This window comes from Paraburkholderia sp. BL18I3N2 (assembly GCF_003001875.1).
In the GTDB taxonomy this organism is placed as follows: Bacteria; Pseudomonadota; Gammaproteobacteria; order Burkholderiales; family Burkholderiaceae; genus Paraburkholderia; species Paraburkholderia phytofirmans.
This window is the reverse complement of record NZ_PVNC01000006.1, coordinates 309,725-322,824: the sequence shown is the minus strand read 5'-3', so window position 1 is coordinate 322,824 and position 13,100 is coordinate 309,725. Positions and strand designations below refer to the sequence as shown.

Here is a 13,100-nt window from a genome sequence, read left to right as displayed (position 1 = left end):
CAGGGGACCGCCACGACGGCGCAATCCCCTGCCTGCACAGGTTAAACCGCTCCGGAGCACGCATGGCAACCCAGACAGCCTATTCTTCGCAAGCCCCCTCGCGAGCCCAACTCGATGCCCTGCCGGGCGCCACCCTCGTCGAATTCGGCACGGACTGGTGCGGCTACTGCCAGGGCGCGCAGGCGTCGATTGCCCAGGCTCTCGAACCGCACGACGGCCTCAGGCATCTGAAGATCGAAGACGGCCCGGGCCGGCCGCTCGGCCGCTCGTTCAAGGTCAAACTCTGGCCCACGCTGATCCTGATGCGCGACGGCGCGGAAGTCGCGCGCGTGGTCCGCCCGGCCAATGCCGCGGCAGTCGCGAACATTCTGACGTCGCTCTGAGGTCTAGCGGCGCATGCGACGTCTCATGCGCCGCGCCATGTCCACCCGATCACTATCATGCGACAAGCCATCCACCATCTGAGCATCAAGGCCCGCAGCCGCGGCCTCGTCGAATTCACCGACGAAGCGCGCCGCTTCGTCGCTGCGCAGGCCATCGATACCGGCTTGCTGACGCTGTTTTGCCGCCATACTTCCGCTTCATTGCTGATTCAGGAGAATGCCGACCCGTCGGTGCAGCGCGATCTGGAGCGCTACTTCGCGAGCCTCGCGCCCGAAGACGCCGAGCGCTACGAACACGACGCCGAAGGCCTGGATGACATGCCGGCTCATTTGCGCACCGCGCTCACGCAAGTGCAATTGTCGGTGCCGGTCGAACACGGGCAGATGGTGCTCGGCACATGGCAAGGCTTGTATCTGTTCGAGCATCGCCGTCACACGCAGCAGCGGGACATCGTGCTGCATCTGATCGGCGAATGACGCCAGTTCACCGCCTCACAGCGGCGCCCCGCCGAACGCCTGGCGCTGCGCGAGCGACACGAAAGCCTGCGCGTCGCGTGCCGCCTGCACCACCGCTGCCATGCCGAAGAACTCGTGCGTCGCGCCCCGATAATTGCGATGCTCGACGGGCACGCCCGCGCCGTGCAGTTTCTGCGCGAGCTTCTCGCCGTCCGAGCGCAGCGGATCGATACCCGCCGTCACGATCACGGCCGGCGGCAAGCGTGACAGATCCGCGCTCACCACGTCGATCAGCGGACTGGTGAGATCGCTCTCGCTGTTGATCACGTTATGCATGAACCACAGCATCATCGACTTGTTCAAGGGTTTGGCGTTGCGGTTCTCTTCATAAGAGATCGACACGATGTTATTGCTCGCCACCGGATAGATGAGCGCCTGATGCATCGGCATGCGGATGCCGGTATTGCGCGCGCGGATCGATACGTTGATCGCCAGATTGGCGCCGGCGCTCTCGCCCATGATGGCGATCTTGTCCGGGTTGCCGCCGACGCTCTTCGCATTGCCGATCAGCCAGCCCCACGCGGCGAACGCGTCGTCATGCGCGGCCGGCAAGCGGTGTTCGGGCGCCTGCCGGTAGTGCGCGGACACCACGATGGCGCGGCTTTGCGCGGCCATCGAGCGCGGCGTGGCGTCGTAGGTATCGAGATCGGCGAGCACCCAGCCGCCGCCGTGAAAATACAGAATCAGCGGGAACGGCCCCTCGCCTTGCGGCGTGTAGACGCGCGCCGAAATGCTGCCGGCCGCGCCCGGAATCATGATGTCCTTGGTGCGTACCGCTTCCAGTTCCAGCGCGGGCCGCGCGCTGAATGCCGGGTCCTGCATGAGTTTTTTGACGGCGTCGGCGGGCGTGGGCTGCTGCCTCGCCTCCTCCACCGTGCAGTCTTCGATGGGCTTCGGGTCGAGACTCTTGAGCGCGTCGAGCACCGCTTTCATGTCGGGATCGGCATGTCCCGTTGGATCCATGCCGACCATGCCTTTGATCGTATCGCCGAGTGTCATGTCCATGCTCCTGCGGAAAACGAGGGGCACGGACTCATCGGAGGCTTTCACGACCGGCGCTCGACAACCGTGCATGCGGTCAATTTCAGCAAGGGCTATACCTGTGAATGGCATGCAGCGCCGGCTACGGTTGCGTCACTGCCCCTTCGTATCGCTGCTTGCGTCCGCGCCCGGCATATTGGTCGAGTCGGTTGCCGGCTTAGTTTTCGACGACTTCATGTGATGCTTTTTAGTCGACTTCGAATGCGCCATCGCGCCGGACGCCTGCATGTCGCCGCCTTCACGCGTCGAGCCGGCGTTGGTGCCCGCGTTCGGGTCGTTGCCGGCCGGACCGCCGCCGCCGCTGCCTTGCGCCATCGCGACCGACGAAGCGGCGAGCAACGCCGAGATGAGAATTGCGCTGCGAGTCCTGTTTCTGAAGTTCATGACTTTCTCCTGTCCGAAAAGAAGCGGGCTGCGCCGGCCGGTTCGGCCAAATACGCATACCTCGTCTCCCTCTCAGCAAGGGGTGTGCCGCAAGTCACGGAACACTTCGAACATCCCAGGCCTCGAGCTGCGAACGGCGAGCCTTACGGTTCACACGCCACCAGCGCGTGCAGTTCGTCGATATTGAATGGCTTGGCGAGTATCGCCACGCCAAGGCGCCGCGCGCGTTCGAGTTCGTCCGCGTAGCCGGTCATCAAGGCGATCTTCTGCGACGGCCACGCGCTGCGCACCTTCTCCGCGAGGTCGATGCCATTCAGCTTGCCCGGCATCTGGATGTCGGACAGCACGAGTTCGAAGCGCGCGCCGCCCGTGAGGACGTCGAGCGCCTGATCGGCGGTCGGCTCATGACGCACCTCGCAGCCGAAAGTCTCCAGCACCGCCGCCACGCCTGCCGCGACTTCTTCGTTGTCTTCAACCAGCAGCACGACCCCGCTCGGCGCCGGCACCGGCGCCGACACTGTCTCGGCTTGCACGACCGACGTCTTCCGGCGGCCGCGATAGCGCGGCAAATACAGCCTCACCGTCGTGCCGCTGCCCGGCACGCTGTCGATCTTCGCCGTGCCGCCCGCCTGTTCGCACATGGACAGCACCTGTGCGAGCCCGAGGCCGGTGCCCGAACCACACAGCTTGGTCGTGAACAGCGGCTCGAAGGCGCGCCGCGCGACGGCTTCGGGCATGCCCTCGCCGTCGTCGGTACAGGCGATCAGCACGTATTCGCCGTCGGGCAGCAAGGTATCGCTGCCGACCAGCCGGTTGTTCTGGCAACGAATCACGAAGCGGCCGCCGCGCGGCATCGCATCGCGCGCGTTGACGGCCAGATTCATGATGGCGAATTCAAGATCGGTCGGATCGGCCAGCACCTGCCAGACGTTCTCGACCATGTTCAAGGCGAGCTCCACGTTGTCGCCGAGCGCGGCGTCGATCAGGGGTGCGGCGGCGGGCAGCCACGTGGCGAGCTCGAGCGGCTGCTGTTTGAGCGGCTGCTTGCGCGCCACGCTCAGAAGGCGCCGCGTGAGCGATTCGGCGGTGGCGGTGGCGCGCTCCACCGCGAGCACTTCTTTCTCGACGTTGTTAAAGCGCTTGAGCCGCGCGAGCTCCGTGTTGGCGGAAACGACCATCAGCAGATTGTTGAAATCGTGCGCGACGTTGGCGACGAGGTTGCCGAGTGCGCCCATGCGCTGCAGTTGTCTGCTCGAGGCTTCGGCGGAGAGACGCATCGCCACTTCGCCCTGCCAGCGTTCCCACGCGCGGCGCTCGCCCTCCAGTTGACGCAGCGAGTAGAACACCAGCAGCCAGACGGCGATGCAGGGCAGCGCAGTCAGTGCAGCAATCATGATGAAGTGCTGGCGCCATGCTTCGCCGATCGACGAAGTGGCGTAGGCGCTCATCACATAGAGCGGATAGTCGCCGACGCGGCGAAACGCCAACAGACGCTCCACGCCGTCCACCGTGGAATTCAGACGGACGTGGCCGGACAGTTGTCTGTCGCGCAACGCCTGCGTGAATTTGCTTCGCGGGCTAGGGTTCGCGCCCGCCGGCCACGGCGGATAGCGCACCAGCAGGCTGCCGTCCTGGCGATACAGGGCCAACGCCAGCGATGAATCGCCGTTGGTCAGCTCACGATAGAAGCGCGAGAAGTACTCATTGCGCAGCGCCACCGACACCACGCCGAGGAACTGGCCGTTAGCGTCCGAGCGGCCCGTCGCGGTGGTGAACACATTGGTCCGCGAGAGTGGGCCGAACATCGGCAGAGAAAAATACGGCTGCGGGCGCATCGCCTTCGCGCTGATGAAGTCTTCGCGCTGCGCGATCGACATGGCGGGCGCGGGATACGTGCGGCTCGACACCAGCAGATCGCCTTGCGCGCCAAGCAGATAGATCGACGAGACCTGCGGAAAGTCGCCGCCGATTCCGTGCAGACGGTCGTGCAGCATCGCTTCACGCGCGCGGATCTGCGCATCGTCGTCATTGCCGAGCAGTTCGACGATGCGCGAGGACATCTGCTGGTTCAGATCCATCACCTTGACGGCCTGTTCCTCGGCGACGCGCGCGAGCCGGTCGATCATGTCGTTCGAATCGGCGATCCGGCGCTGGTAGTCGAAGTAGCCGTAGCCCGCAAGGCAGACCAGAGGAATGGCAATCGACACGGCGAGGACGATCAGCAGCATGCGCCGCGTCGCCGCGAAATTGCGCGACGGCATGGGGAAATCGACTGCTGCACGTTCCGCACGTTGCACGGTCACGATCTCCAAAAAGGTCAACACAGGTCAGGCACGCCATGGCACGGCATGTTCGTCGCATGTTCGTACGCTGTTTCTTTTTCCCTGAATTTACCGCACTTCAGCGGTTCTCCATAGTGCGCCGGGCGAGGAAACCGCGCTTGTGCCGGTGCGCGCAGCTGGGCACATGAATTGCTGAACCATTAGGGTTCTGCGATCTGAAAGCGTGCTGCATTGCGGCGTGCTCATGCGCGTTGCGCTGCTTGCGCTGTTCTGCGCTGCGCTTTCTCACTCCACCGTCCGCGAGGAACCGTCCATGCCTACGACTGCCCGATGCGTCGCTCAGCTCTCGCAATTGCGAACCGACCGCGCTGAACGTGTCGTGGTGAACGACGAAAAGATTCTGCTGGTGCGCGACGGCGATACCGTGCACGCGTATTCCGCCGATTGCCCGCACGCGGGCGCGCCACTCGAAGAAGGCGCGCTCTGCCACGGCCGGATCATCTGTCCGTGGCACAAGGGGACGTTCGACGTCGCCACCGGCAACGTGCTCGAACCGCCCGCGCTGGTCGGGCTCGATCGCTATCCCGTGGTGGTGACGGGCGACGACGTGATGGTCACGCCGGAAAAAATCCCACAGCCGGCGCATAACGCCAACACCAACGCCAAAGAATCGCATTACGTGGTGATCGGCGCGGGCGCGGCAGGGGCCGCCGCATGCGCGGCCCTGCGCGACTGTGAATTCAGCGGCCGTATCACGCTTGTAGGCAATGAACCGCACGCGCCCTACGACCGCACCTCGCTGAGCAAATTTGTCCCGTCCGGTGAAATGGCGCCCGCCGATGTACCGCCGCTTCTTGCGCCGGATTGGCTCGAGCGGCACGACGTCGAACGCATCGTGCAGAAGGTTGCGCGGCTCGATGTGCCTGCCCGCACGATTCATTTCGAAAGCGGCGCCACGCTGACTTACGACACGGCCCTGCTTGCGACCGGCGGTGTGCCGAAGCTTCCCCACATTCCCGGTGTTGAACTCGGCGGCGTGCACGTGCTGCGCAGTCTCGACGATGCCGCCGCGCTCGTCGACGCCGTCGGCGACGATGTCAGCCAGACCCAGGTCGTCATTCTGGGCAGCAGCTTCATCGGACTCGAAACGGCTTCGGCGCTGCGCAAACGCGGCACGCCAGTCACCGTCATTTCGCCGGAGAAAGTGCCGTTCGCGAGGCAGTTCGGCGAGCGCGCGGGCGCGATGTTCCGCGCGCTTCATGAGCGCAACGGCGTGGTGTTTCATCTGGAAGCGAAGGTCGCCTCGCTCGAAGGAGAAGAAGGCAACGTGCATCAGGTGATGCTCGAAAACGGCGAGCATGTCGCCGCCGACGTCGTGCTGTTGGGCACGGGTGTCACGCCGGCCACCGGTTTTGTCGAAGGCCTGCCGCTGCAAAAAGACGGCGGCGTGCTCGTCAACGCGGGCATGCAGGCCGCGTGCGGTCTCTACGCGGCGGGCGATATCGCGGTCTTTCCGCTGCATGAAGATCAGGAACCGGTGCGTATCGAACATTGGCGCGTTTCCCAGCAGCATGCGCGCATTGCCGCGCAAAACATGTGCGGCGCGCGGCATCGCTACGTCGGCGTACCGTATTTCTGGACCTATCACTTCGGCAAGAACTTCGAATATCTCGGCCATGCGAGCGAGTGGGACGAGATCGTGACCGACGGCGACCTCGATCGCCAGCAATTCCTCTCGCTGTATTTGAAGGACGACAAGGTGGTCGCCGTGCTCGCCTGCGAACGCGAAGCGCAGACCGCGCGGCTGATCGATGCAATGAGAAGCGGTGTGTCGCGCGCGGATGCGTTGGCCATCGTCGGCGGCGCTTCATGCGTCACGAAATGAACAACCGGTAACCTGAAGGAGAAACGCCATGACAGACAACAAGGAAAAGCACCCGCACTCGAACAAGAGCGAAAAGCAGATCGACAAGCAGGTCGAAGACAGCTTTCCCGCGAGCGATCCGCCTTCCACGGGCGGCATCACGAAGATCGTCCCCGACAACGAAGCCGCTTCGAAAGACAAGTCGGCCGCAAAGAAACCGGCTGCGCACTAGCCTGCGCTGAGCCGCGCAAAGTGGAGATGAACCGCCCTGCCGCATTGCCGGCGGGCGGTTTTTCCAATGATGTATCGCACCGTTCAGACGCGCTGTCGTCGCATCGCCGAGCAAAGAGAACAACTTTCAAAGAAATCGCAGCGACTTAACCGTTGACCACGATGGGCAGTTCGTCCTCCGTCCGGCTTCTCGCCGCCTCGACACGCCGGCAAGCCGCGAGAATCTCCTGCAACGTGCTCGCATAACACTCTGCCCCGACTGCGCTTTGCAGATCCGCGCTCCACTTCTCCGTATCCTCCGCCGCCCACAATCCGATCACGATCGACACGTTCGGCAATCGTGCGCGAATGCGCCTGACCAGATAGCGCAAATGCGACGGAATGCCGTCGATCTGCAAGTAGAGAATACAGACGATGCCGACATCGTCGGCGTCGAGCTGATCGATCGACGCGCGCGATGCGGCCTCATGCGGCAACGCACGCGACGTGAACCCGTGCTTGCCCAGCAACTGCAACAGGATAGTCGTCGCTAATGGGTCGAGCGGGCCGCGTCCGGGAATGCACAGCACGCGGCTGCTTGCAGCGAGCGGCGACTGGTTCGTTGCATGTGCTTCTCCCGAATGGCCTGACGTGACGGGCCGTGGATTCGCTGCTTCAGTTCGTGCAACTTCGGACGCGTCGGAAGCCGACGGCGCCAACGGCCCTGCCGCACTCCAGTTTTCGTCCGCGGCGGAGGTAGCAGGCTCTCGGTCGTCATAACCGTCAAGGCCATCCACGAGGTCGTTCGTCGTCGCCTCGATGCGCGCAAGCTGCGTCGCCGTGACGCTGCCGCGCACGACGTCGTTGGCGGCGAGCTGCAGGCCCTTGATCGCGACCTCGTCATAGTACGAGGACAAGGAGCGCTCGCGCAGCAGGAGTTCGGCTTGCTCGATTGCCTCGTCCGGATCGCCCGCCAACGCACGCTGATAAAAGTTTTCCACGGGCGTCAGCGCGGGCTGGTCGCCCAGCAGCACGTCGAGAAACTCCAGGCGCCGCACATGCCTGCCGAGCACGAGCAGGCAAAGCGTCAACGGCGTGGACAGAATCAAGCCTATCGGCCCCCAGATCCAGCTCCAGAAAATCGCGGCCACCACGACCGAAAACGGCGAGAGCCCCGTGCTGCGCCCATACAGCAGCGGCTCGACGATCTGCCCAACCAGTACTTCCACGCTGACGAACAGCGCCAGTGACCAGATCGCCATCGTCCAGCCCGGACTCACGGCGGCGGCGAGCGCGGTGGCCAGCGTCGCTGAGATCCATATGCCGACGTAAGGCACGAGCCGCAGCAGCGCCGCGAGAATGCCCCACAGGATCGGACTCGGCACACCGATCATGAATAGGCCCGTGCCGATGATCACGCCGACGCCCGCGTTCAGGCCGAGTTGCGAAACGAAGTAACGGCTCAAACGCCGCGCGGCTTCGTCCATCACCATGGTCGTGCGGTGCAGGTCGCGCGAGCCGAACAGACGGATAGCGCGGTCGCGCAGATCGTCGCGTTGCAACAGGATCACCACCATCACGACGAAAACGATAAACGCCGTTTCGAGCGGACTGATCGCCGGCGACAACACCCGTCTCGCGAGTTCGAACGGCGTCGGCACCGGCTCGCGCACTTCGACGGGCACGGCAGCGGGCTCGCTAGCTGTCGAATGCGCGTCGCCGCGAGACGCCGCGCCACGCTGCGGCGCGGGTTGCGGCGGCTCGACCGTCGCGCGTTGCAGCGCCTGGCCTGCCGCACTCGCAAACCGGTTCAGTTTGCCGATGGTCAGGCTGTGCGCCGCCTCCATCTTCTGCTCGATGGTCGCCTGATAGCGTGGCATGCCGGCCGCAAGATCGGTCAATTGCGTGGCAATCACCGCGCCGAGCATCCCGATCACCGATACCGAAATCACCACGGCGGCGAACACCGACGCGACGTGCCCAAGCCGCAAACGCATCAACGCATTGGCGAGCGGCGCGACGAGAAAGCTGAGCAGGATGGCGAGCGTTATCGGAATCAGTACGGCGCTCGCGAAGTAGAGGCAAGCGACCACCGTCACGCCCACCGCGAGCGAGATCAGGCTGTCCAGGCTGAAGGCCGTGGCGGGTGCTCGAATGTGGGCGGCCGGCCTCACGCCGCGCGGTTCGGGGATGTCCTTCATTTGCGCCAATCTATCCGGTTGTGTTCGGTTCCCGCTCCTGTCAGGCGAGACTTGCGAGGCGAATTGCGCACGCCGATGGTGGCGACGTGCCGACGCGCTGTCGTGCCTCGCTCATGCGTTCAACCTTCAGTTGCGTCGCGATACCACACTTACTTCGCGGGTTCGCCGGAATCCGGCCCACTTTCCACCGGCGGGGCTTCCTTCTCTATCTCCGCGCGCGCCTGATCCCAATACTCGTCGGGCGTACCTTTGGGATCGTCAGCCTGCTCCCACAAGTAATAAGCGCGCATGCGGATCTGCTCCTCCTGAGAGGTTTGTTCCTGTTCCATTTGATCACCTCGGTTGAACCTGGCGTGGGCCGATATTGGCGTGCGCTGCACGCAGGCCGCCGCAAAAGAAGCGGCTCGCGCGCAGTCCCTTGCAATCGAGCAAACGCTATACCCGGCGGCGCGAGCTCGACTGCGTTGCACGCCCGGGTCCGTCAGGCTCCGGCGGAGGGTTCGCTTTCGTCAGTGGTGAGCTGCTCTTCGAGGCGGTCGAAGACACGCTGCGTGACGCGGTTCGGTGTCTCGAGGGCGAACAGCAGGAGCGAGCGTCCCGTCACCTGATACGCGTCGCCGGTGCTGAACTGCGGCAATTCGGAACGTACCGGCATGTTGGTGTCGACGAGGCAGGTCCACCGATCACCCTCGGGAACGTCCGGCAGTGTGAAGTTGACGACATCGTGATGCGCATTCAACACGAGCAGCAAGGTCGCGTCCGAGGCCGGCCGGCGAATGCCGCTCGCCTGCGCGCGGCCGTCGATCACGAGGCCGAAGCAGCGCATCAATGGATCGTCCCACTGTTCCTGGGAGAGATCCGTGCCGTCCGGCGAGAGCCAGCGCGCGTCGGTCACGTCCAACGCCTCGTTGTATTCGCCGATGATAAAGCGGCCACGCCGCAATACCGGCAGACGGTGACGCAGCGTGGTCAGATTCTTGACGAACTCGATAAGCGCGCGGCCGTCGTCGTCGATGCCTTCCCAATCCACCCAACTGATCTCGTTGTCCTGGCAATAGGCGTTGTTGTTGCCCTGCTGCGTGCGGCCGAATTCGTCGCCCGCGAGAATCATCGGCGTGCCTTGCGAGAGCAGCAACGTAGCCAGCAGATTGCGTTTCTGGCGCTCGCGCTGTTGACGAATCTCCGGATCGTCGGTCGGACCTTCCACGCCCATGTTCCAGGACTTGTTGTCCGAGTGGCCGTCCTTGTTGTCCTCGCCGTTGGCTTCGTTGTGTTTGTCGTTGTATGAAACCAGATCGTTGAGCGTGAAGCCATCGTGCGCGGCAATGAAGTTCACGCTGGCCCACGGGCGGCGGCCGCGATGATTGAACTTGTCGCCCGAGCCGGTGAGGCGCGTGGCGAGATCGGCGACTTTGCCTTCGTCGCCCTTCCAGTATTCGCGCACCGTGTCGCGAAAGCGGTCGTTCCACTCGGCCCAGCCGGGCGGAAAGCCGCCGACCTGATAGCCGCCCGGGCCGCAGTCCCATGGCTCGGCAATCAGCCGCACGCTCGAGAGCACCGGGTCCTGCCGGCAACTGTCGAGGAAACCGCCGCCCTCGTCGAAGCCATGCAGTTCGCGGCCGAGAATCGTGGCGAGATCGAAACGGAAACCGTCCACCTTCATTTCCGTTACCCAGTAGCGCAGGCTGTCGGTCACCATCTGCAGCACGCGCGGATGCGACAGGTTCAGCGTGTTGCCGGTGCCGGTATCGTTGATGTAGTAGCGCGGCTCGTCGGGCATCAGGCGATAGTACGACGCGTTGTCGATGCCCTTGAACGAGATCGTCGGGCCACGCTCATTGCCTTCCGCGGTGTGGTTGTACACCACGTCGAGTATGACTTCGAGATTGTTGTTGTGAAAGCGGTCCACCATCTCCTTGAACTCGCCCACCGAATCGATCGACGATGCGAAGAAACGTGGATCGGCCGCGAAGAAACCAATCGTGTTGTAGCCCCAGTAGTTAGTGAGGCCCTTATCGAGCAGATAGCTGTCGTTCACGAAGGTCTGGACCGGCATGAGTTCGACCGACGTCACGCCGAGGTTTCTGATGTAGTCGAGCACGACCTGTTGCCCGAGTCCGGCGAACGTGCCGCGGAGATTTTCCGGTACTTCCGGATGCCGTTTGGTAAATCCGCGCACGTGGGCTTCATAAAAAATCACGCGCTCCCACGGCAGCGCATTGCGCTCGGGATGACTCCACGAAAAATTGGCGTCGACCACCTTGCACTTGGGCACGAAGGGCGCGCTGTCGCGCTCGTCGAAAGACAGGTCGCCCTCTTCGGAATCCAGCGTGTAGCCGAAGATTTCCGGCGCCCATCTGAGTTCGCCGATATGCGCCTTCGCATAGGGATCGAGCAGCAGCTTGTTCGGATTGAAGCGATGGCCTTTCTCGGGTTCATAAGGGCCATGCACGCGATAGCCGTAAACCGCGCCCGGTTTGAGGTTTGGCACGAACACGTGCCAAACCTCGTCGGTGTATTCCGGCAGTTCGATGCGTTCGATTTCGTTTTCGCCGGTTTCATCGAACAGACACAATTCGACCTTGGTAGCGTGCGCCGAGAACAGCGCGAAATTGACACCGCTTCCGTTCCATGTCGCGCCGAGCGGAAAAGGCGTGCCTTCCGCGATGCGTGTCGAGTAGTTGGCCTGGAATGACATAGTGGTTCCTGTGGAAGCAAGAGGCGCTGGCGCGCATGTTTTAGTGTAAGGGTGGATCAGTCGATGCAGGAGTTTCCGGCCGTATGGAAGCCACCGTCGGAACGTCGAGAGCAAGCCCCGCTGATTAGCAAATTCCGGACCTGAGAGCACTGGCGCGAGTATTTGCGCGCCGCGGCACAACTCTTGCAGCAAGCATGATGCAGGCTGACTCAGTGAAGCGGCGCGGTACAAGAAGCGCCGCACATGTCATCAGGGAGAAAATCATCATGCAACGAGTGCAGATCAAGTCACTGGCCGCCACCGCCCTGCTCCTTGCCACGCTGGCCTCGTATGGCCACGCGTACGCTCAGGGCGCGCCTCAGGCGATCACCGAGAGACGTACAGACGTGGTGCAACTCGCAAGCGGCTACCGCGCGTCGAAGTTGAGTGGCGCCGATGTCTACAACAAGACCAAGGACACGATTGGCACGTTGGACGATCTGATCGTCTCGCCGAGCGGCGACCGCAGCACATACGCGATTCTGTCGGTAGGGGGATTCCTCGGCATGGGCAAACACCTGGTCGCCGTGCCGTTCAACGATTTGCAGATCAATAACCGCCGAGTGGTGCTGCCCGAAGCCACCAAAAAGTCGCTCGAGGCGCTGCCTGAATTCAAGTACGCGCCGGACTGATCGATGCCTTTGACTCCACTGGCCCAGCTGCAAGGGACTAGCCTTTGCAGCTGGTTTGTTCCACTGGCGTAAGCTACGTGATCAGCAGACCCGTCGGCACGGCGATATATTCAATTAACCTAAATAATTGCGTGCCGCTTAACGTTCGATCCAGCAAAACAGTAATTGAAGTCGTGCCCTCGACACCGCGCGTTTGCTTCAGTCCGCGGCGAATTCCACTATTGCTGCATGGAGAATTTCTTTCAAAGCGCGCGCAGCCTTTACGACGGACCGGCCACGTGCAGCGCCGCCGCCGATTCAAGCACTCGCAACAGACGCTCGGGCGTCAGCGGTTTCGCGCAATGCGCATCGAAACCAGCGGCTTTCGCACGTGCGCGGTCATCACGTGAGGCAAACGCTGTACACGCGACTAGCAACATATGCGAAGTCGAAGGATGGGCGCGCAGGCGCCGGGCCAGCTCGAGGCCATCCAGGCCCGGCATCTTGATGTCCAGCACCACCGCGAACGGCTGCCATTCACGCGCCATCTCGCAGACGGCAAAAGGATCCTCGAGCGCGCGGCACTCGAAGCCGTCGGCAACCAGCAACATCTGCAATGCTTCTGCCGCTTCCTGGTAATCGTCCACCACGAGGACGCGCCGGTGCGATGCCATCGCGTACTGGATAGGCCGCCACACTACGACGTCTTCGTTATCGTCCATCCGGTCGTCGAACGTCACCATCTTCTCCTTGGCATTTGCGCGTGCCACTCGCGGGCACTTCGGAACCTGCGTGCAAGATTCGCTCCTGACACGCGGACAAAACTCATCGTTCGCCAGACGATGGTCTCCCCGTTGCGTCGCGTTCGCGA

12 protein-coding genes are annotated in these 13,100 nt (G+C 63.1%); 5 read left to right on the top strand and 7 right to left on the bottom strand.

The window, feature by feature from the left end; genetic code table 11:
• Positions 1 to 62: 62 nt before the first annotated feature.
• A complete protein-coding gene (locus B0G75_RS19210; protein ID WP_106308789.1) occupies positions 63 to 383 on the top strand; it encodes a thioredoxin family protein in 321 nt (106 codons plus the stop codon).
• Positions 384 to 440: 57 nt separating this feature from the next.
• Positions 441 to 860 carry a secondary thiamine-phosphate synthase enzyme YjbQ gene (locus tag B0G75_RS19205; protein ID WP_106308786.1) on the top strand — a complete coding sequence of 140 codons (420 nt, stop codon included), beginning with the start codon at positions 441 to 443 and terminating at the stop codon, positions 858 to 860.
• A 15-nt stretch (positions 861 to 875) separates the two neighbouring features.
• Here B0G75_RS19205 and B0G75_RS19200 read toward each other — a convergent pair whose 3' ends face one another.
• From B0G75_RS19200 to B0G75_RS19190, 3 genes are all read right to left on the bottom strand, one after another.
• Positions 876 to 1,898 (bottom strand): alpha/beta hydrolase, encoded by a 1,023-nt coding sequence (locus B0G75_RS19200; protein WP_106308783.1) that lies wholly within the window; start codon positions 1,896 to 1,898, stop codon positions 876 to 878.
• Positions 1,899 to 2,033: 135 nt separating this feature from the next.
• Entirely contained in the window at positions 2,034 to 2,324 is a 291-nt protein-coding gene (locus tag B0G75_RS19195) for a hypothetical protein (protein ID WP_106308780.1), read from the bottom strand.
• Positions 2,325 to 2,467: 143 nt separating this feature from the next.
• Positions 2,468 to 4,621 carry a hybrid sensor histidine kinase/response regulator gene (locus tag B0G75_RS19190; protein WP_106309167.1) on the bottom strand — a complete coding sequence of 718 codons (2,154 nt, stop codon included), beginning with the start codon at positions 4,619 to 4,621 and terminating at the stop codon, positions 2,468 to 2,470.
• Between the two features lie 298 nt (positions 4,622 to 4,919).
• Between B0G75_RS19190 and B0G75_RS19185 the strand changes: the two genes are divergently transcribed.
• Both B0G75_RS19185 and B0G75_RS19180 read left to right on the top strand, forming a co-directional pair.
• Positions 4,920 to 6,491, top strand: a complete 1,572-nt coding sequence (locus tag B0G75_RS19185) for an FAD-dependent oxidoreductase (RefSeq protein WP_106309164.1) — start codon at positions 4,920 to 4,922, stop codon at positions 6,489 to 6,491.
• Positions 6,492 to 6,519: 28 nt separating this feature from the next.
• Complete coding sequence (locus B0G75_RS19180) at positions 6,520 to 6,702, top strand: hypothetical protein (protein WP_106308777.1); 183 nt, start codon at positions 6,520 to 6,522, stop codon at positions 6,700 to 6,702.
• Positions 6,703 to 6,847: 145 nt separating this feature from the next.
• Here B0G75_RS19180 and B0G75_RS19175 read toward each other — a convergent pair whose 3' ends face one another.
• From B0G75_RS19175 to glgX, 3 genes are all read right to left on the bottom strand, one after another.
• Complete coding sequence (locus B0G75_RS19175) at positions 6,848 to 8,881, bottom strand: AI-2E family transporter (RefSeq protein WP_106308774.1); 2,034 nt, start codon at positions 8,879 to 8,881, stop codon at positions 6,848 to 6,850.
• A gap of 149 nt (positions 8,882 to 9,030) precedes the next feature.
• Positions 9,031 to 9,210 (bottom strand): DUF2934 domain-containing protein, encoded by a 180-nt coding sequence (locus B0G75_RS19170; protein ID WP_106308772.1) that lies wholly within the window; start codon positions 9,208 to 9,210, stop codon positions 9,031 to 9,033.
• Positions 9,211 to 9,362: 152 nt separating this feature from the next.
• On the bottom strand, positions 9,363 to 11,579 hold the full coding sequence (gene glgX, locus B0G75_RS19165; protein WP_106308769.1) for a glycogen debranching protein GlgX: 2,217 nt from the start codon (positions 11,577 to 11,579) through the stop codon (positions 9,363 to 9,365).
• Between the two features lie 266 nt (positions 11,580 to 11,845).
• Here glgX and B0G75_RS19160 point away from each other — a divergent pair, with 266 nt between their 5' ends.
• Positions 11,846 to 12,250 carry a PRC-barrel domain-containing protein gene (locus tag B0G75_RS19160; protein ID WP_181309300.1) on the top strand — a complete coding sequence of 135 codons (405 nt, stop codon included), beginning with the start codon at positions 11,846 to 11,848 and terminating at the stop codon, positions 12,248 to 12,250.
• 260 nt (positions 12,251 to 12,510) lie between these two features.
• On the opposite strand, the gene B0G75_RS19155 is transcribed toward B0G75_RS19160, so the two are convergent.
• Complete coding sequence (locus tag B0G75_RS19155; RefSeq protein WP_374956907.1) at positions 12,511 to 12,969, bottom strand: response regulator; 459 nt, start codon at positions 12,967 to 12,969, stop codon at positions 12,511 to 12,513.
• Positions 12,970 to 13,100: the final 131 nt, after the last annotated feature.

What these genes read in the sequence shown, in the direction of transcription:
- B0G75_RS19210 (WP_106308789.1), top strand. Translation starts at nt 63, where the DNA reads ATGGCAACCCAGACAGCCTATTCTTCGCAAGCCCCCTCGCGAGCCCAA.
- B0G75_RS19205 (WP_106308786.1), top strand. Translation starts at nt 441, where the DNA reads ATGCGACAAGCCATCCACCATCTGAGCATCAAGGCCCGCAGCCGCGGC.
- B0G75_RS19200 (WP_106308783.1), bottom strand. Translation starts at nt 1,898, where the DNA reads ATGACACTCGGCGATACGATCAAAGGCATGGTCGGCATGGATCCAACG.
- B0G75_RS19195 (WP_106308780.1), bottom strand. Translation starts at nt 2,324, where the DNA reads ATGAACTTCAGAAACAGGACTCGCAGCGCAATTCTCATCTCGGCGTTG.
- B0G75_RS19185 (WP_106309164.1), top strand. Translation starts at nt 4,920, where the DNA reads ATGCCTACGACTGCCCGATGCGTCGCTCAGCTCTCGCAATTGCGAACC.
- B0G75_RS19180 (WP_106308777.1), top strand. Translation starts at nt 6,520, where the DNA reads ATGACAGACAACAAGGAAAAGCACCCGCACTCGAACAAGAGCGAAAAG.
- B0G75_RS19175 (WP_106308774.1), bottom strand. Translation starts at nt 8,881, where the DNA reads ATGAAGGACATCCCCGAACCGCGCGGCGTGAGGCCGGCCGCCCACATT.
- B0G75_RS19170 (WP_106308772.1), bottom strand. Translation starts at nt 9,210, where the DNA reads ATGGAACAGGAACAAACCTCTCAGGAGGAGCAGATCCGCATGCGCGCT.
- glgX (WP_106308769.1), bottom strand. Translation starts at nt 11,579, where the DNA reads ATGTCATTCCAGGCCAACTACTCGACACGCATCGCGGAAGGCACGCCT.
- B0G75_RS19160 (WP_181309300.1), top strand. Translation starts at nt 11,846, where the DNA reads ATGCAACGAGTGCAGATCAAGTCACTGGCCGCCACCGCCCTGCTCCTT.